This is a genomic window from Brevundimonas sp. Br13 (assembly GCF_055391505.1).
Genome location: NZ_AP044008.1, coordinates 312891 through 331933 on the forward strand (window position 1 = coordinate 312891; position 19043 = coordinate 331933).

Annotated in this window: 23 protein-coding genes; 15 read left to right on the forward strand and 8 right to left on the reverse strand. The window is 66.5% G+C overall.

What is annotated here, in order from left to right; genetic code table 11:
* Nucleotides 1-7 precede the first annotated feature (7 nt).
* From ACZ5M6_RS01570 to ACZ5M6_RS01625, 12 genes are all read left to right on the forward strand, one after another.
* The gene (locus ACZ5M6_RS01570; RefSeq protein WP_035308657.1) at nt 8-442 is read left to right on the forward strand and encodes a YeeE/YedE family protein; all 435 of its coding nucleotides are present in this window, start codon (nt 8-10) and stop codon (nt 440-442) included.
* Complete coding sequence (locus tag ACZ5M6_RS01575; RefSeq protein WP_035308654.1) at nt 439-858, forward strand: DUF6691 family protein; 420 nt, start codon at nt 439-441, stop codon at nt 856-858. The genes ACZ5M6_RS01570 and ACZ5M6_RS01575 overlap by 4 nt, the downstream gene beginning before the upstream one ends.
* 29 nt (nt 859-887) lie before the next feature.
* Nucleotides 888-1310: a protein tyrosine phosphatase family protein gene (locus tag ACZ5M6_RS01580; RefSeq protein ID WP_035308653.1), complete on the forward strand. Its 423-nt coding sequence runs from the start codon at nt 888-890 to the stop codon at nt 1308-1310.
* The gene (locus ACZ5M6_RS01585) at nt 1307-2584 is read left to right on the forward strand and encodes an NAD(P)/FAD-dependent oxidoreductase (protein ID WP_066627968.1); all 1278 of its coding nucleotides are present in this window, start codon (nt 1307-1309) and stop codon (nt 2582-2584) included. Before ACZ5M6_RS01580 ends, ACZ5M6_RS01585 begins: the two co-directional genes overlap by 4 nt.
* A gap of 8 nt (nt 2585-2592) precedes the next feature.
* Nucleotides 2593-3387, forward strand: a complete 795-nt coding sequence (locus ACZ5M6_RS01590) for a sulfite exporter TauE/SafE family protein (protein WP_035308649.1) — start codon at nt 2593-2595, stop codon at nt 3385-3387.
* Nucleotides 3388-3396: 9 nt separating this feature from the next.
* Complete coding sequence (locus tag ACZ5M6_RS01595) at nt 3397-4824, forward strand: cytochrome ubiquinol oxidase subunit I (RefSeq protein WP_066627970.1); 1428 nt, start codon at nt 3397-3399, stop codon at nt 4822-4824.
* Nucleotides 4814-5815, forward strand: coding sequence for a cytochrome d ubiquinol oxidase subunit II (cydB, locus tag ACZ5M6_RS01600; RefSeq protein ID WP_035308644.1), 1002 nt, complete (start codon nt 4814-4816; stop codon nt 5813-5815). The genes ACZ5M6_RS01595 and cydB overlap by 11 nt, the downstream gene beginning before the upstream one ends.
* Nucleotides 5815-5943: a DUF2474 family protein gene (locus ACZ5M6_RS01605; protein WP_137721941.1), complete on the forward strand. Its 129-nt coding sequence runs from the start codon at nt 5815-5817 to the stop codon at nt 5941-5943. The genes cydB and ACZ5M6_RS01605 overlap by 1 nt, the downstream gene beginning before the upstream one ends.
* Nucleotides 5940-6425: a methyltransferase family protein gene (locus ACZ5M6_RS01610; RefSeq protein ID WP_054764186.1), complete on the forward strand. Its 486-nt coding sequence runs from the start codon at nt 5940-5942 to the stop codon at nt 6423-6425. Before ACZ5M6_RS01605 ends, ACZ5M6_RS01610 begins: the two co-directional genes overlap by 4 nt.
* A 315-nt stretch (nt 6426-6740) precedes the next feature.
* The gene (locus tag ACZ5M6_RS01615; protein ID WP_054764187.1) at nt 6741-7283 is read left to right on the forward strand and encodes an alginate export family protein; all 543 of its coding nucleotides are present in this window, start codon (nt 6741-6743) and stop codon (nt 7281-7283) included.
* Nucleotides 7284-7462: 179 nt separating this feature from the next.
* A complete protein-coding gene (locus ACZ5M6_RS01620) occupies nt 7463-8104 on the forward strand; it encodes a TnsA endonuclease N-terminal domain-containing protein (RefSeq protein ID WP_464159415.1) in 642 nt (213 codons plus the stop codon).
* Entirely contained in the window at nt 8091-9662 is a 1572-nt protein-coding gene (locus tag ACZ5M6_RS01625; RefSeq protein ID WP_197458382.1) for a Mu transposase C-terminal domain-containing protein, read from the forward strand. The genes ACZ5M6_RS01620 and ACZ5M6_RS01625 overlap by 14 nt, the downstream gene beginning before the upstream one ends.
* A gap of 10 nt (nt 9663-9672) precedes the next feature.
* Here the strand turns inward: ACZ5M6_RS01625 and ACZ5M6_RS01630 are convergent.
* Nucleotides 9673-10862, reverse strand: a protein-coding gene (locus tag ACZ5M6_RS01630; protein WP_165906610.1) for an IS3 family transposase whose coding sequence is annotated in 2 segments (ribosomal slippage) — nt 9673-10610 and nt 10610-10862 — 1191 coding nt in all. Because the reading frame shifts where the segments join, the coding sequence is not laid out codon by codon here.
* Nucleotides 10863-10921: 59 nt separating this feature from the next.
* On the opposite strand from ACZ5M6_RS01630, the gene ACZ5M6_RS01635 reads away from it, so the two are divergent.
* Nucleotides 10922-11080 carry a hypothetical protein gene (locus ACZ5M6_RS01635; protein WP_271652833.1) on the forward strand — a complete coding sequence of 53 codons (159 nt, stop codon included), beginning with the start codon at nt 10922-10924 and terminating at the stop codon, nt 11078-11080.
* Nucleotides 11081-11181: 101 nt separating this feature from the next.
* Here the strand turns inward: ACZ5M6_RS01635 and ACZ5M6_RS01640 are convergent, their stop codons facing one another.
* The 7 genes from ACZ5M6_RS01640 to ACZ5M6_RS01670 form a co-directional block, all read right to left on the reverse strand.
* Complete coding sequence (locus ACZ5M6_RS01640; protein ID WP_114150059.1) at nt 11182-12195, reverse strand: IS110 family RNA-guided transposase; 1014 nt, start codon at nt 12193-12195, stop codon at nt 11182-11184.
* 53 nt (nt 12196-12248) lie between these two features.
* The gene (locus ACZ5M6_RS01645) at nt 12249-13199 is read right to left on the reverse strand and encodes a hypothetical protein (protein ID WP_464159418.1); all 951 of its coding nucleotides are present in this window, start codon (nt 13197-13199) and stop codon (nt 12249-12251) included.
* Nucleotides 13200-13205: 6 nt separating this feature from the next.
* On the reverse strand, nt 13206-13424 hold the full coding sequence (locus tag ACZ5M6_RS01650) for a hypothetical protein (protein WP_054764205.1): 219 nt from the start codon (nt 13422-13424) through the stop codon (nt 13206-13208).
* A gap of 135 nt (nt 13425-13559) precedes the next feature.
* Nucleotides 13560-14480, reverse strand: coding sequence for a P-type conjugative transfer ATPase TrbB (gene trbB, locus ACZ5M6_RS01655; protein WP_054764206.1), 921 nt, complete (start codon nt 14478-14480; stop codon nt 13560-13562).
* A complete protein-coding gene (locus ACZ5M6_RS01660; protein WP_054764207.1) occupies nt 14477-14890 on the reverse strand; it encodes a hypothetical protein in 414 nt (137 codons plus the stop codon). Before ACZ5M6_RS01660 ends, trbB begins: the two co-directional genes overlap by 4 nt.
* Nucleotides 14877-16754, reverse strand: a complete 1878-nt coding sequence (locus ACZ5M6_RS01665) for a type IV secretory system conjugative DNA transfer family protein (protein WP_082382754.1) — start codon at nt 16752-16754, stop codon at nt 14877-14879. The genes ACZ5M6_RS01660 and ACZ5M6_RS01665 overlap by 14 nt, the downstream gene beginning before the upstream one ends.
* Nucleotides 16755-16947: 193 nt before the next feature.
* Nucleotides 16948-17352, reverse strand: a complete 405-nt coding sequence (locus ACZ5M6_RS01670) for a thermonuclease family protein (RefSeq protein ID WP_035306061.1) — start codon at nt 17350-17352, stop codon at nt 16948-16950.
* 101 nt (nt 17353-17453) lie between these two features.
* On the opposite strand from ACZ5M6_RS01670, the gene radC reads away from it, so the two are divergent.
* Entirely contained in the window at nt 17454-18134 is a 681-nt protein-coding gene (radC, locus tag ACZ5M6_RS01675; RefSeq protein ID WP_081836096.1) for a RadC family protein, read from the forward strand.
* The gene (locus tag ACZ5M6_RS01680; protein WP_054764208.1) at nt 18131-19042 is read left to right on the forward strand and encodes a toprim domain-containing protein; all 912 of its coding nucleotides are present in this window, start codon (nt 18131-18133) and stop codon (nt 19040-19042) included. Before radC ends, ACZ5M6_RS01680 begins: the two co-directional genes overlap by 4 nt.
* Nucleotide 19043 lies beyond the last annotated feature (1 nt).

Sequence of the window (19043 nt, forward strand, 5' to 3'; positions counted from 1 at the left end):
GGCTCCGATGCTTGAGCCTCTTCCCTTCATCTGGCCGCTGGCCGGCGGTCTGCTGGTCGGCCTGTCGGCCGGTCTCTATCTGTTGCTGAATGGGCGCGTAGCCGGGATTTCCGGCCTGACCGCCGCAGCGACCGGCCTGTCAAAAGGCGCGCCGCGCATTCTGGGCCTGCTTTTCATCGCCGGCCTGCTGGGCGGCGCGGCCCTGGCCTCGGCCCTGATCCGCAGGCCCGAGGTGCAGATCACTTCGGAGGTCTGGCTGCTGGTGCTCGGCGGCCTGATCGTCGGCTTCGGCACCCGCTGGGGCTCGGGCTGCACCAGCGGCCACGGCGTCTGCGGCCTGGCCCGCCTGTCGCCCCGCTCCATCGTCGCCACCGGCGTCTTCATGGCCGTCGCGGCCCTGACCGTCTTCGTCACCCGCCACCTGTTGGGAGGCCTGGCGTGAGCCGGCTGATCGTCGCCGTCCTGTGCGGCTTGTTGTTCGGCGCCGGCATGGTGGTGTCCGACATGATCAACCCGGCCCGCGTCCTGGCCTTCCTGGATGTGACGGGCGCCTGGGACCCCTCTCTGGCCTTCGTCATGGGCGGGGCGCTGATCCCCTCCGCCATAGCCTGGCTGATCCGCCGGCGCATGGAGGCTCCGGTCGCGGCCGACACCTTCCATGTGCCCGAGGGCCGGACCATCGACACCCCTCTGGTCGGCGGGGCCGCCCTGTTCGGCCTTGGCTGGGGCTTGGTCGGCCTGTGCCCCGGCCCGGCGCTTGCGGCGCTGACGACCGGCGCCTGGCAGGCCTTCGTCTTCGTCGGCGCCCTCGCGGCCGGCATGGCGCTGTTCCGCCTGACCCTCGACCGAAACGCCTGAACCAGAAAAGACCCTAGGGAGACAAAGCCATGCATATTCGCCCTTTGGACGAGGCCCTGTCCGCCTCGCCCCAGATCGCCCCGGAAGACCTGCCCGACATCGCGGCCCAAGGGTTCCGGTCGGTGATCTCCAACCGACCCGACGGCGAAGAGCCCGGCCAGCCCAGCTCCGAAGATCTGCGCCAGGCCGCCGAGGCTGCGGGACTGGCTTTCGCCCATGTTCCCGTGGTCGGCGGCGCAATCTCCGACCAGGACGTGGCGGACTTCCGCGAGGCTCTGGCCAACCTGCCCCAGCCTGTGTTCGGCTTCTGCCGCACCGGCACGCGCACGACCACCCTGTGGGCGCTGGCGAACGTCGCCTCGATAAGCGCTGACGATCTGATCGCACGCGCCAAGAGCGCCGGCTACGACCTCGGCGCCCTGCGTCCCCGTCTCGAAGGAGCCGCGTCATGAGCGCCCAGTACGCCCCCCTGGAGTCCTGCGATGTCCTGATCGTCGGCGGCGGATCCGCCGGCATCGCCACAGCCGCCAGCCTCCTGCGTCGTCGCCCCGACCTTGATGTCCGCATCGTCGAGCCATCCGAACATCACTACTATCAGCCCGGCTGGACCATGGTCGGCGCCGGCGTCTTCACGCCCGAGCGGACCCGGCGCCGCACCGAGGACCTGATCCCCCAAGGCGCCCAGTGGGTGCGCGGCTCGGTCGCGGCTTTCGACCCCATCCACGATCGCGTCGAACTGACCGACGGCCGCTGGATCGGCTATCGCATGCTGGTCGCGGCGCCGGGACTGAAGCTGGACTGGGGCGCCATTCCGGGCCTGGCGGAAACGCTCGGGCGCAACAACGTCACCTCCAACTACGGCTATGAGACCGCGCCCTACACCTGGAAGCTGGTCCAGGCGATGCAGAGCGGTCGGGCGATCTTCACCCAGCCGCCCATGCCGATCAAATGCGCCGGCGCCCCGCAGAAGGCCATGTATCTGTCGGCCGATCACTGGCGCGACCACGGTCGAAACGACATCGAGATCGAATTCCACAACGCCGGCCCGGTGCTGTTCGGGGTCAAGGACTACGTTCCGGCCCTGATGGAATATGTCAGCAAATACCGCATCGACCTGAACTTCGGATCGAAACTGGTGGCGGTGTACGGCCCGGCGCGGATCGCGACCTTCGCCGTGACCGGTGCGGACGGTGAAGTTCGCCAGGTTCGGCGCGAGTTCGACTTCCTGCACGTCTGCCCGCCGCAGACGGCGCCGGACTTCATTCGCGAAAGTCCGCTGGCCGCCGAAAGCGGCTGGATCGAGGTGGATGACGCCACCTTGCGCCACAAGCGGTTCGAAAACGTCTTCGGTCTGGGCGACGCCTGTTCGGCACCCAACGCCAAGACTGCTGCGGCCGCCCGCAAACAGGCGCCCGTGGTGGCCGAGAACATCCTGTCGCTGCTGGACGGCCAGCCGATGCGGGCGGTCTATGACGGCTATGGCTCATGTCCGCTCACGGTCGAGCGCGGCAAGATCGTGCTGGCCGAGTTCGGCTATGGCGGCAAGCTCCTGCCCAGCTTCCCGAAATGGATGCTCGACGGGACCAAGCCGACCCGTCTGGCCTGGCATCTGAAGGCCCAGGCCCTGCCCGAAATCTACTGGCTTGGGATGTTGCGCGGTCGCGAATGGCTGGCCGGCCCCCACCACATCGAACCCGCCCCCCAGCTTCGCCCTGCTGTCGCCTGAGCCTGATCATGGACCTGTCTCCGCTGCAGTACGGCCTCGGCGCCGGCGCCGGCTCGCTCGTCGGCTTCACCCTGGGCCTGGTCGGCGGCGGCGGGTCCATCCTGGCCGTGCCGCTGATCGTCTATCTGGTCGGGGTCAAGGAGCCGCACCTGGCGATCGGCACCAGCGCCTTCGCCGTGGCCGCCAACGCCTTCGCCAATGTGATCAATCATGCCCGCCACGGCACGGTGAAATGGAAAATTGCCAGTCTGTTCGCGGTCGCCGGGGTGCTCGGAGCCTTTCTGGGTTCGAGCCTGGGCAAGGCCGTGGATGGTCAGAAGCTGCTGGCCCTTTTCGCCGTCCTGATGCTGGTCGTCGGCGTACTGATGTTGCGGGGCCGCTCCGCCGGCGGAGACCCGAACGTCCAGCTTGATCGGCGCAATGCACCCAAGCTCGTCGGCACGGGCCTGGCCACGGGCGTGATGTCGGGCTTCTTCGGCATCGGCGGCGGCTTCCTTATCGTGCCCAGCCTGATGTTCTCGACCCGCATGCCGATCTACTATGCCGTCGGCTCTTCCTTGGTCGGCGTCACCGCCTTCGGCCTGACCACGGCCTTCAACTACGCCCTTGATGGCTGGGTCGACTGGCCCCTGGCGGCCGTCTTCATCGGCGGCGGCGTGCTGGGCGGTCTGGTCGGCGCACGGCTCGCCAAGGCCCTGTCGGGACAGAAAGGCGTCTTGAATACCGTCTTCGCGGGGCTGATCTTCGTCGTCGCCTTATATATGCTTTACCGCAGCGCCGGCGCGCTCGGCTTGATCGGTTGAAACGCTTCCATGGAACTTGACGCCCTGATCCTGGCTCGGATGCAGTTCGCCTTCACCGTCGCCTTCCACATCGTCTTCCCGGCCTTCTCTATCGGCCTGGCCAGCTATCTGGCCGTGCTGGAGGCCCTGTGGCTGAAGACAGGGCGCGAGCTCTATCTGAACCTTTTCAAATACTGGCTGAAGATCTTCGCCGTCGCCTTCGGCATGGGCGTCGTCTCGGGTCTGGTGATGTCCTATCAGTTCGGCACCAACTGGTCGGTCTTCTCCGACAAGGCCGGACCCGTCATCGGCCCCCTGATGGCCTATGAGGTGCTCAGCGCCTTCTTCCTCGAGGCGGGCTTCCTGGGCGTGATGCTGTTCGGCCTGAACCGGGTCGGCAAGAAGCTGCACTTCCTGGCCACCCTGATGGTCGCCATCGGCACCTTCGCCTCGGCCTTCTGGATCCTGTCCGTCAACAGCTGGATGCAGACGCCGCAAGGCTACGCCATCAACGAGGTCGGCCAGTTCATCCCGGCCGACTGGTTCAAGATCGTCTTCAACCCGTCCTTCCCCTATCGCCTCGCCCACATGCTGCTGGCGGCCTACCTGACGACCGGTCTGGTGGTCGGCGCGGTCGGCGCCTGGCACCTCATGAAGGAGCGGACCAACAAGGGCGCGCGCAAGATGTTCGCCATGGCCATGGGCATGATCCTGGTCGCCGCTCCGGTGCAGATCTTCATCGGCGACATGCACGGGTTGAACACCCTGGAGCACCAGCCCGCCAAGGTCATGGCGATGGAAGGCCACTTCGAAAGCCACCCGGACGGGGCGCCGCTGATCCTGTTCGGCCTGCCCGATCGCGAGGCCGCCACCGTCCATGGCGCGGTCGAGGTTCCGAAGCTGTCGTCCCTGATCCTGAAGCATGATCCAAACGCGCCTCTGGCCGGTCTCGACACCGTCGCCCGCGCCGACTGGCCGCCGGTGGAGATCGTCTTCTGGTCCTTCCGCGTCATGGTGGGACTGGGCATGGCCATCCTGCTGCTGGGGCTATGGGGGTTGTACGCCCGCCTGCGCAGCCGCCTCTATGACGCCCCCTGGCTGCACCGCTTCGCCCTGATCATGGGACCGATGGGGTTCGTCGCCGTGCTGGCGGGCTGGATCACCACGGAGGTCGGCCGCCAGCCCTGGACCGTCTACGGCCTGCTGCGCACCGCCGACAGCGCCGCGCCTCTGGCGGCGCCTGCCGTCGCGACTTCCTTGGCCGCTTTCGCCGTGGTCTATTTCACCGTCTTCGGCGCCGGGGTCTTCTACATCCTGCGTCTGATGAGCCATGCGCCTCATCGCGGCGAGCCGGGCGTGGCGGAAACGCCGATCCGCACGGCGGGCATCACGCCTGCCCCCGCCATCGACCCCGACCGTCCCATCCCGACTGGCGAGGAGACTGATCATGAGCGTTGATCTGACCCTGGTCTGGGCCGGTCTGCTGGCCTTCGCCGTCTTCGCCTACATCGTCATGGACGGGTTCGACCTGGGTGTCGGCATCCTGTTCCCGACACTGAAGGCCGGCGATCAGCGCGACAAGGCGATGAACTCGATCGCCCCGGTGTGGGACGGCAACGAGACCTGGCTGATCCTGGGCGGTGGCGGCCTGTTCGCGGCCTTCCCCCTCGCCTATGCGGTCCTGATGCCGGCGGTCTACACGCCGATCATCGCCATGCTGCTGGGGCTGGTCTTCCGGGGCGTCGCCTTTGAATACCGCTGGCGCACCGTGCGGGCCAAGCCCGTCTGGGATGTCGCCTTCTTCGGCGGCTCCCTCCTGGCCGCCTTCTCCCAGGGCGTCACCCTGGGGGCCATCCTGCAGGGGGTCGAAGTGTCCGGTCGCGCCTATGGCGGCGGCTGGTGGGACTGGCTCAGCCCCTTCAGCCTGCTGACCGGTGTGGCCGTCGTCGTCGGCTACGCCCTTCTCGGCGCCACCTGGCTGAACATGAAGACGGATGGCGCGCTCCAGACCCACGCCCGGTCCCAGGCCTGGAAGTTGGGACCGGCGACCTTGCTGATGATCGGCGCGGTCAGCCTGGCCACCCCGTTCCTCGACGGCGAATACGCCCGCCGGTGGTTCGACTGGCCCGGCGTGCTTCTGACGGCCCAGGTGCCGTTGCTCGTCCTGATCGTCGCGGCCGCCTTCTTCTGGACCATGCGTCAGAAGCGTGAGGTCTGGCCCTTCCTGCTGTCGCTGGGCCTGTTCGCGGTGACCTTCGCCGGGCTGGGCGTCAGCGTCTTCCCTTACGCCGTACCCGACGAGATCACCCTCTGGCAGGCCGCAGCTCCCGCCTCCAGCCAGCTGTTCATGCTGGTCGGCGCCCTGATCCTGATCCCGATCATCCTAGCCTACACCGCCTACGCCTACTGGGTGTTCCGCGGCAAGGTCGGCGACGACGGTTACCACTGATGCGTCGCGGCTCCACAAACGGGCTCCGGCAGGGCCTCTGGTTCGTCGCGCTCTGGGCGCTGGGCGTGGGCGTCCTGGGCATCGTCGCCTATCTGCTGCGCGGCGTTCTCAAGCTGGCCGGGGGGTGAGCCCGCAGGCGCCGAACCGCTGGCCCTGGCCGCCGCTCATCACGGGCGGCGCCGTCCTTGTCGCGCTCATCACGGCGCGTCTGTGGTCCCCGCCCGCTCTCTTCCCCGGCGCCTTCGCCGCTGGCGGCCTCCTGGTCGGGCTCGCCCTTGGTTTGGACCTCTGGGCCATGCTGGTGATGCGGCGGTGGCGCGCCAACATCCTGCCGCACCGGGCGGCGACCGCTCTGGTCACGACCGGTCCGTTCGCCTGGAGCCGCAACCCGATCTATCTCGCCAACGGCCTGCTGCTGCTCGGCCTCGGCGGCCTGTTCGACAACGCCTGGTTCTTCGTGGCCGCCCCCGTCGCCGCCTTCGCCACCGACCGCCTCGCCATCCGGCGCGAGGAACGACACCTGACGGCCCTCTTCGGGCCAGCCTGGTCCGCCTACGCCGATCGCGTGGACCGCTGGTTTGGGCGGCGGATGCCGTCGCAATCACCTTAAGGCTGGCTTAAGCTTGGCCCGGCCTGTTGCGACAAAACGCAGCAGGAAACGACGATGGGAGACATCAAGAGGCCCGCGCCAACCACGGGAACGCTTGTCCGGTGCTGATGGGCCTCCTCATGAGCGGTGCGATCGCCGCCGCCGGGCAACCCACGGACGCCCAGGATAGCTGGCGCGTCTCCGGATCGGCGCGCGCGCGGGGAGAGACGCTGTCAGGCCAGTTTTGTCCGATGGCGGAGCCAAGCGACGCCGTCCTGACGACGCGGCTGACGCTGGCCGTCGAGCGGGATGTGGGTCACGTGACGTTCGGGCGAGGTGTTCGATTCGCGGGCGTTCGGGCAAGGTCCGCTGTCGTCGGTCGGCGTTGGCGAGGTCAATGCGCTGGAGTTGGTTCAGGCCTACGCCAAGATCCGTCTCGGCGCGCGACGTGAGCGGACACTGAAACTCGGCCGCTTCACCATGGATCTGGGTTCCAAGCGTTTCGTTTCTCGCCAGAATTTTCGCAACACCACCAACGCCTATACCGGCGCCCGTTTCGACACGCCCCTGGCCGACGGCGCGCTGACGGCCTTCTGGGTCATGCCGCAGGTGCGGTTGCCGGACGACAGGGCCGCCATCGAGGACAATCGGATCGCGTGGGATCGAGAGAGTTCCAACCTGCAGTTCGCCGGCCTGTTTTGGACTCGCGACCTCGGCCAGCGGCGGTCGCTCGACCTCTATGTCTACGGCCTGACCGAAAGCGATGACGCGGACCAGCAGACCCGAAACCGCCGGCTGGCGACGCCCGGCGTCCGTTGGCGCCATTCGCCGGCGGCCGGGGCGTGGGATGTCGAGGTCGAGGCGGCGGCCCAGGTGTGAGTTCCGGCACCCGATGCGACAAACCAAGCCTGAAATGACCCGTTAGCGGTGCCCAAAGCTCCGATTTCATCCACCAAAAACTGCGACAAAATCTAGGACTTTGGCAAATAATGCGACAAGATACCGAAGTGCATAAGCGCCGACGCATTCCGCCGGGCCGCCGCTCAGTGACAGGGCAGATGCCCTCGCGCTATCCGAGCGGACCGCTTCTTTACGAGTCCAAACTGGAACGCGATTTCCTGATGTCGCTGGAGGTGGACGGCCACATCCGCGACGTGGTCACTCAGCCGATGACGATCAGTCTTACGGTCGATGGCCAGGCGCGTACCTATACGCCCGACATCATGGCGGTCTGGCAGACACGCTCGCCTTGGCCTCACGGCTTTCGACGCGTGGTCTTCGAGGTGAAACCGCTGGCGATCCTACGCTCGGGGTATGGAACACTGGCGCCGAAGTACCGCGCCGCTCGCCGGTATTTCGCCGAGAGAGATGTCGGCTACCGCGTGGTGACCGAACGCACCATTCGCACACAGCGTCAGGTGAACGCCGAGCTGATCGCCCCGACCCTGCGAGGCAGCGTAGATCAGGAAATGGTGCGTCGGGTGCAGGCGATTGTCCTCGCCAAGGGGACGCACCGACTAGGCGACATCCGTTTCCGGCTGGAGGAGGAAGGGGCCATTCGCGGCGTCGTTATGGAAGCCCTCTCTTACATGCTGGGTGCGGAGCTTCTGATTGGCGACCTCAACAAGCCTCTCACCGACGATACGCCTCTGACGTGGTGGGTGAATGCGAAAATCGGAGCATTGCTTGAAGGGACTTAGGTTAGACGCCGGCGTCAATGTCACGATCGGCAAGCGCCCTGCCACTATCGTTCGCGTACTCGACCTGGACAGTTATCTGGTCCGCTTCGAGAGCGAGGAACATCGCCTCGTCGGGCGTAAGGACATCGACGATCCACGAAGCGTAAGCGCACCGATCCGCACTCTGGACGACTATAGCGCTAAAGAGACCGAGGAAGCTTACCGTTGGTGGGAAGTCCTCAAACCCCTTCTCACCGGCGCCATCTCGCGTGGTGAAAAGTCGGACTTCATAATCGAAGCCGGCAAGGTGCTCGGGGTTGATCGAGCGACCGTCTATCGCCGTGTGAAAGGCTACACCGGCTCGGTCATGAGCTTGCTTCCCAAGGGCGGGCAAGGCGCGCGCGGACAGCGGCGTATGAGCGCCGAGCGAGACGCCCTCCTCGATGCCATCATCAGGAAGCATTACCTGGTCAAAAATCAGCCCGCCCCTATGACGGTGTACAAGGAACACCTCGAAATCGAATTCGCAAAGGCCGGTTTACGCCCTCCGGTTCTCGCCACCTTCTACGCTCGCATCGCGGCGCTAGACCCGATCGAGGTCATCGAGGCGCGCCAGGGCAAGCGGGCATCGCACGACGCTAAGAAGCGCCTGATGGGCAGCTATCCTTTCGCTGAGGCGCCGCTCAGTTCAGTCCAGATCGATTATTGGGATTACGATCTCGAAGTGGTGGACAGCGTTGATCGCCTCCCCATCGGCCGACCTCGGCTGACGATGGTGATCGACACATTCAGCTTCATGCCCATCGGCTACTATCTCTCTCTGGATCCTACCGGCGCCTCCAGCGCCGGTCTCGCGATTTTCCATTCGATCACACGCAAAGAACGATGGCTCGCCGACCTGGGCGTGGAGATGGAGTGGCCCGTTTGGGGCTTCCCTAAGATGATCCATGCGGACAATGCCAAGGAGTTCAGGGGCTCCATGCTTCGACAGTTCATGGCCAACGTGGACGGGGAGCTGATGAACCGGAAGGTCAAGACGCCTCGATATGGCCCCCACATCGAACGCTACTTTGGCAAGCTAGCGTTCAGCGTGAAGCACCTCCCTGGCGCGACCGGATCGAATATTCGCGAGCGCGCAAAGCTTCCCGACCCGAGGAAGTCCGCCAGCCTCACGCTTGGGGAGCTTGAACTCTACCTCCTCAGCGTCATCAAGGAACACATCAACACCAAGCATTCCACGCTCGGCATGACCCCGCTGGAGAAATGGCGCTCGTACTTCTTCGAAGGGACCAGGCAGATCAACAAGCTGCCTGACGAAGTCGACAATCTCGATTTCTGGCGCAAGGAACTGATGCCGAAGACCGAGCGGACGCTACAAAGCTATGGTGTTCAGTGGGATCTCTTCCACTACGATTCCGACGGCTTGGTCGCCCTGCGTCAGCGACATGCGAAGACGCCAAGCAAGACCTTCACTGTCCGCCGCGACCCTCGCGATGTTTCGGAGGTGTACGTCTGGGATCCGGACAACAAGGTCTATCTGACCGTCCGCTACAGAAGCCCCATGAGCATCGTGACGTGACCCCCGTTTCTCATCCAGCCATAACGAGAGTCCTAGGTTGATCTGAGCTGTGATCGGCTGGGTTGGCAAGAGGCCGGTCTGCGCAGCCATCAACCAGCGCAGCAGGCCGGCCGATGTGTCCGGTGAGCGCTTCTGCATAAGCCTGCGGCGTCAGCCACCCGAGCTTCGAGTGCGGACGCTGCTCGTTGTAATCGCGTCGCCACGCCTCCAGCACGGCGCGAGCGTGCGGCAGCGAGCGGAACAGCGTCTCGTTCAGCAGCTCGTCACGCAGCCGCCCGTTGAAGCTTTCGTTGAAGCCGTTCTGCTGGGGCTTGCCCGGCGCGATGTAGTGCCAGCCGACGCCGGTGTCGTCGGCCCAGGCCAGGACCGCGTTCGAGGTGTACTCCGTGCCGTTGTCGCTGACGATGGTGTCGGGCCGCCCTCGCTGCCGGATGACGGCGTCCAACTCCCGCACGACCCGCGCGCCCGACAGCGAGGTGTCGGCCACCAGCGCCAGGCACTCGCGCGTACAGTTATCGATCACCGTCAGGATGCGGAAGCGCCGCCCGTCCGTCAGCTGGTCTGCGACGAAGTCCAGCGACCAGCGCTGGTTGGGCGCCAGCGGCAGGTCCAGCGGTCGCCGCGTGCCCATCGCTCGCTTCCGGCCGCCGCGCCGGCGCACCGTCAGTTGCTCGTCGCGATAGATCCGCTGGACCCGTTTCCTGTTGACCGCATGGCCCTCGCGCCGCAGCAGCACGTGCAGGCGACGATAGCCGAACCGTCGACGTTCCTGGGCCAGGGCCTTCAGCCGGTCGCGCAGAGCGCCGTCGTCCGGGCGCGTCGCCTGATAGCGCACGCTCGTCCGATCGACGCCCAGAACACGGCACGCCCGCCTTTCGCTCATCTCGTAGGCGGCCTGCAGATGGCCAGCCGCCTCGCGATAGCCGGCGGGCGTCACCACTTTTTTCCCAGCAGGTCCTTCAGGGCCACGTTGTCCAGCATCGCGTCCGCCAGCATCCGCTTCAGCCGGGCGTTCTCATCCTCGAGCGCCTTGAGCCGCCGAGCCTCCGACACGTCGAGCCCGCCAAACTTGGCCTTCCATTTGTAGAAGGTCGCCGAGCTGACCCCGTGGCGTCGGCACACCTCCGCCGTCGCTACACCGGCCTCCTGCTCCCGCAGGATCCCGATGATCTGCTCTTCCGTGAACCTCGATCGCTTCATTCTGTCCGTCCTTCGTTGGGCGGACTCTAGCTATTCCTGGAGGAGTTTCAGGGGGTCATGTGTGGACGACCTCCAAGACGCAAGAGTGGAAACGACGTTGGCGCTCGGTCGAGTGCAGTCATGTGTTCGGCCTGTTGATGCAGCTGTTTGCGCTGCTGGCCCTGATGAAGTCCGCGGACCGGCTCCCTAATCACGTCAACGCGCTCGAGGCGCTCTGACCCCCTGGGTTTCACCGATCCCCGGCTGCGGCCGGTTCGTCATCACGTCTCACCACTCCTTCGTCTACGGCGCCGGTCCTGGGTGAAGACCGGCCCGATCTCTATGCCGCTGTGGGCTTGTAGTCCTCCTGTCGCGCCATCAGGGTCCAGGCGATGCGAGCCGTCTTATTGGCCAAGGCCACGGCGGCGACCTTCGGCTTCTTGCGTTCGAGGAGATTGCCGACCCAGCCCTCGCGTCCTCGCTGCCGGGCCATTCGCAGGACCGCCGTGGCCCCGACGACCAGGAGACGTCGAAGGTAGCTGTCACCCATCTTGCTGATGCCGCCCTGGCGTTCCTTGCCGCCACTGCTATTGGCCCGCGGCGTGAGTCCCAGCCAGGCTGCAAACTGCCGACCGGAACGGAAGAGACTCGGATCTGGCGCGCTGGCCGCCATGGCGCTGGCAGTGATCGGCCCGATGCCTGGGATGGTCGCCAGTCGCCGGCTCGTCTCATCCTGCCGATGCCAATCGAGAATCCGACGCTCCATACGGCTGATCTCTGCGCCAAGGTGTTCGAGCTGTTCTGCCAGCCCGCCAAGCGCGGCATGCGCCAGATCCGGCAGGGCCTGACCCTCTTCACGCAGACTCTTCAGCGCTGCCCGCACCCCAGCTGGACCTTGAGGCGCGACGATGCCGAACTCCCCGAGGTGGCCCCGCAGTGCGTTGATCAGCATCGTTCGCTGACGAACCAGGAGATCCCGGGTCTTGTGCAGCATCAACACCGCCTGCTGGGCCTTCGACTTCACAGCCACGAACCGCATGGTCGGCCGGGTGACAGCCTCGGCAATCGCTTCAGCGTCGGCGGCGTCGGTCTTGCCGCGCTTCACATAGGCCTTCACGTACGCCGGCGGCATGAGCCGAACATCGTGGCCGATCGCCATCAGTTCACGCGCCCAGTGGTGGGCTGAGGCGCACGCCTCGATCCCGATCAGGCACGGCCCAATCGACTGGAAGAAGGCCAGCACCTGGCCGCGCCGCAGTTGCCGTCTCACGACGACCGTGCCGTCTGTGGCTACACCGTGAACCTGGAAAACAGTCTTCGCCAGATCGAGCCCGACGACAGCGATGGTCTGCATGATACCGCTCCTAGACGTGACGTCCCTGATGACGACACACCCAGAACAGCCCGTCAGGCGGAGGTCGTCCACACCATCACGTCAATGGACCAGCCGCGCCCGGTTTTCACATCATAAAGCTCGTCGCGATAGACGACGCCGGCGAGACTCAGGGCCGACTGGATGGCGCCGCTGATCGAGCGGTTATGGCTCGGCGACTTCTCATAGGGCGGGTCGTAGAAATAGTGAATCTTCACGCCGCCCGGCGCCTCGACCGTCTCGGTCCGCTCAAAGGCTCCGGCGGCGGCGCGTCGCGGCAGGGGCTCGAAAGCCCGGGTCCCGTCTCCGAGCTTGTGCGTTCCAGCCAGCAGGGTCACGCGCACGCCTTCAGGCAGGCGGTAGAACCGGTGATACAAGTAGGTGGCCAGCCACTGCGCATCGACCACCGGATCGCCGTTGTAAGGCGCACGGGCGGTCTCCTGATCCGCCTCGTTCCCCAGCAGGCGAACTTCCGTCCAGTCCTCCGTCAGGTCGTATCCTTCCTCGGCGGCCAGCTCGGTCACATCGATGACCTCGACGAGGTCGCCGTTCTCCAGCGTTCGCCGAAGACGCCCGTACCGCCCGTCGCGCTCGCAGAGGATCACCTCATTGACCGCGCCGGATTTGCAGGAGCGATAGACCATCCCCAGTCGGTTGGACGGCAGGGACGCCACCTTCGCGCCCATCCCGAAGTTCGCGTCCAGGCCCTTCTGCTTGCGGATGGACGAGGCTAGATCGCACATCCGGTAGAGCTCGGCGGCGTCCATCCCCGGTCCGGTGTTCCAGATCGCAAGCTTGGGCGTGTCGTTGAACGTCACAGTGCGGAAGATGACCTGACGACTGCCTTCGGGCGCGAGGGACGCGGCCTCCATTGCGTTCTTGGCCAACTCCCGCACCATCATGGTGCGCGGGCAACGCTCGATGGTGGTCGAGACGAGGAAATCGACATCGTCGATAAGGATCGGGGTGATGCTGGACTGGGTCATGGCGGCCTACAGCTTGAAGCCGGACTTGCGGGTCCGGGGAGCCTCGAAGCGGGCCTCGACCTCCGCGACGGCGTCACGCAGCGCCCGCATGATCTTCTTCACCTCCACGTCCTCGTACTCATAGACCTGCCGGTTCGACAGGTTGCCGATCCGGGCGATCGCATCGAGCGCCTTGGTGGTGCGACCTTCCGCCAGTTCACGGAATTTTTCGCGTTTCTGAGTCACGAATGAGCATCCTTGTGATCGTATTCGTCGATATTTTCGTCGAATACGAACCACACATCCGCACGATTTGCAATCACGCGGATATTTCAGGCCTATGGGGGAGCTGCCTCTCAGCTCCAGCGCGCGGTACCCTCGTCAGCTTTCAAGGGGCAGCAGGTCATCGACGACCCGGCCCGTCCGGGTCCGGCGGATGTGGACGATGATGTCGATGGACTGGGTGATCATACGGTGCGGGATCGCTGGCCCGACCTCGGCGATCAGATCCTCGATCCGGGACACAGCCTCGCGGGCGGAATTCGCGTGGATCGTCGAAAGGCCGCCCGGATGCCCGGTGTTCCAGGCCTTGAGGGTTTCGAGCGCCGCCGACCCTTCGCGCATTTCTCCAACGACGATCCGATCAGGTCGCATGCGCAAAGCGTCACGGACCAGGTCGACGACCCCGATCGGCACAGGGTGGCGGCGTGTGAGGGTGGCGACGAGATCCCACGCGGAACATTGAAGTTCGGGCGTATCTTCAATCAGGAAGACACGGTCGTTCGCAAACGCCGGCTCTGCGAGCAGCGCATTGGCCAGCGTCGTCTTCCCCGAACCCGTACCGCCCGAGATCAGCAGATTCCGGCGATCCCGCACCGCGGCGCGCAGGACCTCGGCCTGCCCCTCCGTCACCACGCCGTCACGGACATAGTCATCCAGGGTCCAGATCACGGCGGGTCGTTTCCGGATCGAAAAGGCAGGCGCGGCGGTTACCGGCGGGAGAAACCCCTGGAACCGCTCCCCGGTGACCGGAAGTACCCCTGCCAGACGTGGATTCTCCCGGGTGACCGGATCCCCGACATAGTCCGCGATCAACCGGATGACCCGTTCCCGGGCTTCTGACTCCAACTCGTGGCCGGTATCGGCGCGCCCGGTCCCGACGCGATCCAGGACCAGGCGCCCATCCGGGTTGACGAGGACTTCGACCACAAGCGGATCGGTGAGCGCCTCCAGGATGTCGGGCCCCAGCGCGTGGCGAAGCGCCTCCAGCTTCCGTTCGCCGACGATAGGATGGACGCTCATTCGGCCGTCCCGCGCTGCGGCCTGCCGCCCGAGATCAACCGGGCGGCCGTGTCATCGAGAAGCTGTTCGATCCGGCGGTCCACTGCGGCGCGGGCGACAGGATCCTGATCCGTGACGGCGTCCGGCAAACGCATGAAGAAGGCGCGGGCGACCTCGATGACCAGCTCCTGGATGATTTGCACGTCTCGCGCCGTCGACCGCATGTGGTCTCTTAGCGCGCGGTCGAGCTGAAGCAGACGGTCGTCCGGATCGGCGGGGAGGCTTCTGGCCAGGCCCTTCGCAAGCGAGCGTCCGGCGGCCTGGCTGATCGGAATATTGGCCGAGCGCGCTTCCCGCTGCAGGGCGGCGACCACGCGGGGGTCGGTGAGATAGACCTGAACCCGCGTCGCCCCGGTCTCACGCCCGCCCATCCCCGCCTCCCTGCAACCCGTCAAGCACCGCCTGTTCCGCCGCGAAGGCGGTCGAAATCCGCTCGTAGGTCTCGGCCGCCCTGGCGGCGACGCGTCGGTCATGGATCGCCGCCTCCACCTCTTTGAACAGCGGCAGGGCCGCCTCCGGATCCTCGCCCAGCCCCCGTCGTCCCGCCCATGGGTGAACCGGTGCGCCAGGCGTGTCGACGCCAGCCGCCTGATCCGGCGGCGGCAGGTCCGCGCGCGTCCGGAAGGGCCGCTCCCTGTCGTAGAGGACCTTGCGTGTCCGCAGCGGTCTGTGCCCTGCCGCAAAGGTCAGCTGCACCTCGTCCGGCAGCGCCCGGACTTCGCCCGGCTCCAGCAGGGGCCGTTCGATCTCGGAGCGGGACACCGAGCTCCGGCCGGCGCCCAGCCCCGCCGGACCGCTGCGGCTGGTCTTCCGCTCCAGCACGGTGCCGGTGAGCTTGGACACCTTGTCCTGTGTTAGCGGATCGAGAGCGCTGAAGGCGGTGTAGACATGGCAGTTGTCGAGGATGGTGTTGTTGGCCCCATAGGTCTCGACGATGTCGTTCAGGGACTGGGCGACGAACATTGTCTTGATGCCGTAGCCGCTCATCAGGCGCAGGGACTTCTCGAAGAAGGCCAGTCGGCCCAGCAGCGGGAACTCGTCCATGAGCATCAAAAGGCGCCGGCGCTTCTCGCGGCCCGCGTCGTCGGCGTGCTCTGCGGCGGTCAGGGCCTGGGCCGCCGCGTAGAAGAGAAGCCGGATCACCGGTCGCAAGGCGACGGCGTCGGCCGGAGCGACCTGCACATAGAGGGAGACCGGCGCCTCGGCGCACATCAGATCGCCGAGCGCGAAATCCGATGCCGACATCGCCCGAACCAGATCGTCGCCGGCCAGCCATTTGAGATAGCTGCGCGCCGTGCCCTGCACCGAGGTGCGAAAGCGGTCGTGCATCGCCGCGTAGCCCTTCACCGCCGTGGAGATGAACGGATGGACCTCGGGGACGCCCTCGGGACCCAGACGATGAAGGGTCCGGACCATGACGTCGGCGGCGGCGTCCAGATCGGCGAGGATCGTTCTCACCGTCAACAACGTCTTGTCCGCGTCCGGCGCCGTGTAGAGGACGTGCAGGATCACGGCTTCGAGAATCTCGGACGCCGCCTTGTCCCAGATGGCCTCGTCGTCCCGTGCGCCTCCCGGATCGCTGAGGATGGCGACCAGCCGCTGGACCTGCGCCAGTTCCTGGGGCCCCGGTCTGATCTCCGCCAGAGGATTGAAGCGCGCGGACGCCGGGTCTCGCGGGTTGAAGTAGAGCGCATGACTGTGCTGGGCGCGCCAACCGGCGGTCACCCGCCACAGCTCCCCCTTGGGATCATGGACCAGGACGCTGTCGGTCCAGCTCAACAGGGTGGGGACGACATGGCCCCGTCCCTTCCCCGCGCGGGTCCCGCCCGTCACGAGCGTCGGGCGCAGGTCGGTCGTCGCCAGAAGACGGCCCTGCAACCGCCCGAGGACGCACCCCGCGTCGTGCCTCAGGCCCGCACGGCGAGCCTCCGCCAGGCCGCCCCACCCGCGCGTTCGCTTCACGGCGCCGCCGTCGAACAGAAGCAGGCCCCCGGCGCCCGCGGCCATCACGAGCATGAAGACCGAGAGCGGCAGGGCGAAGGCGTCCCCCTCCGCCGCCCCGAACCTCTGGCGCCAGACGAGGATCATCCAGGGCCAGTAGACGCCTGTCTCGTCCAGCCGGAGCGCCGGCCCCAGCGTCACATGATAGCGATAAAGCCAGGCGAAGGTCTGGGTGGACGCCTGAAGCGCGACTAGTAGTGCGGCGACAAGACCGGCGAGGCGTGCTGGCGGCATGACGACCATCCGTTCGAAGACCATCGAGACTTCGAGGGAGAGGGCCGTTTGAGGCGACTTTCTGGCCGCAAATCCGGTCCTCGGGCGCCGTCGACGCCGATATAGAGGCGTGTCACGCGGGTGAGCCGTTTTGCCCGATCCGGCCGGACCGCAATATATTCTCGCTGTCGGCTCGTCTCCGAGCCGTGACGGGTCAGTTGCCGCCTTCGCGCACCCCGGCGGCCCTCAGGAGGTCGCCGACACGACGACCGTCGAGCCGGCAGGTCGCGATCACCCGATCATAGACGATCACCCGGCCGCTACGTCCTCGCGTCGCCACGCATTCGAGGCGTCGGCCCATCACCAGACGGCGCAACTGGTCCCGGGCGGCGCGTCCGCCCGGTGCGTTGAGCTCCGGGGCATTGAAGTCCGCGAGCCTCACCTCGATCCAGGTGGAGGGGTTCGTGCTGTCGCCGACGCAGAGCCCGTCGCCATCGCCGACATAGCGGGTTTGCCCCGAGAAAACCTGTCCGGCGCGATCTGGCAGTCGCCCCTCGCACGGATCGGCATGGGCGATCGCGGGCGCGGCGAGGAGCGGGAGGATGAGCCACCATTTCATCGGATCAACCTGGGCCGATCCGGTCGGATCGAAAAGCGCGATCGGGAAGAAAGGAAGGGCGGCCGGGAATGCTCCGCTTGGGAGCCTTGCTGGAGACCGCCATGCGCCCGCTTCCTGACCTCGAACCCGCGATCGCCGCGGCTGGGCGTTCGCCCGACACGAGTTCCCTCGCCAACCTCGACGACCGCGCCCTCCTCGCGCTTCTGCTGGGCCGCAGCATGCGACAGACATCAATGCCCGCCGTGGACGCCCTGTTCGACCGGTTCGGCGACATCGCCGCCATTGCTTCCGCCGATGTGCCGGAACTGGCGCGCGCCAGCGGACTGGGACCAGCGGCTCTCACCGACCTGAAACTGCTTCGTGTGCTCAGCGAACGGCTGGTCCGCGCCGAGGCTTCGAGACGGCCCGTCATCACCAGCTGGACGGCCTTGCTCGCCTATGTTCGGGTCGCATTGGCCGAGGAACCCCGCGAGCAGTTCCGGGCCCTGTTCCTCGACAAGCGCAACCGGCTCCTGAGCGACGAACTGGTCGCCCAGGGCACGATCGACCATGCCCCCGTCTATCCGCGCGAGGTCGTGCGGCGGGCGCTGGAGGGGTCGGCCGCGTCCATCATCCTCGTGCACAATCACCCTTCGGGCGATCCCGAGCCGTCCCGCGCCGACATCGAGATGACGCGGAAGATCGTCGACGCCGCCAAGGTCTTCGACATCCAGGTTCACGATCATCTGGTCGTCGGGAGGGACGGTACGGCCAGCCTGCGCACCCTCGGGCACTTCCGGTGAGCCTGCGCCAGATCGTGGCGATCCTCGGCGGAGACCTCTACCAGAACGGCTTGCGCGCCAATGTGCCGGCGCCCGGCCATGGGAAGGCGGACCGTTCCGTCTCGCTCCTGCTCGATGGCGGCCGTGTCGTCATCCACACCTTCGGCGCGGCCGATTGGCGGGAGGTGCGCGACGACCTGCGGCGTCGCGGACTGGTCGATCACGGCGGTCGGCTCATGGGTGTCGCGGACACGCCGGACAGGCCCGTGATCGACCACCCCCGACGGCGGGCGGTCGCGGGTGCGCTCTGGCAGGATGGGGTAAGGCCCGCCCGGACCGGCGTGGTCGCACGTCACCTCGCCGTGCGCGGCGTCGCTTGGCGGGAAGACCTCGACGACCTGCTCGAACATCCCCGCGCGCCCCTCTCGGTCTACCGGCCGGGGCGGCGCGTCGGACGCGCGATGATGACCGGGATCCGGTCGCCCTCGGGGGATCTCACGGCCGTCGAGCTCACCTATCTCGCGACCAACGGGCAGGTCGCATCGGGTCTGAGCGTTCCCCGCAAGACCGTGGGCCAAGTCCCGCCGGGATCGGCCGTACGGCTGCGTCCCGCGGCGGCGCGGATGCTGGTGGCCGAAGGCGTCGTCACCACCCTGTCCGCCATGGTCCGCTTCGACCTGCCGGGCTGGGCGCTCATGTCAGCCGGAAACCTCTCGCGGTGGCATGCACCCCACCATGTTTCGACGGTTCTAATCGCCGGAGACCGGGGCGAAGCCGGGGAGATCGCCGCGATGCGGCTGGCCAGGCGGCTCGAGCGCGATGGCGTGGAAGCGATCGTCGCCTTTCCCCCAGCCCCGTTCGGCGACTGGAACGAGGCCGCTCGAGACCATCAGAAAGCGGGAAAGGAAGAGCGCGGACGGGCGCCGTAAA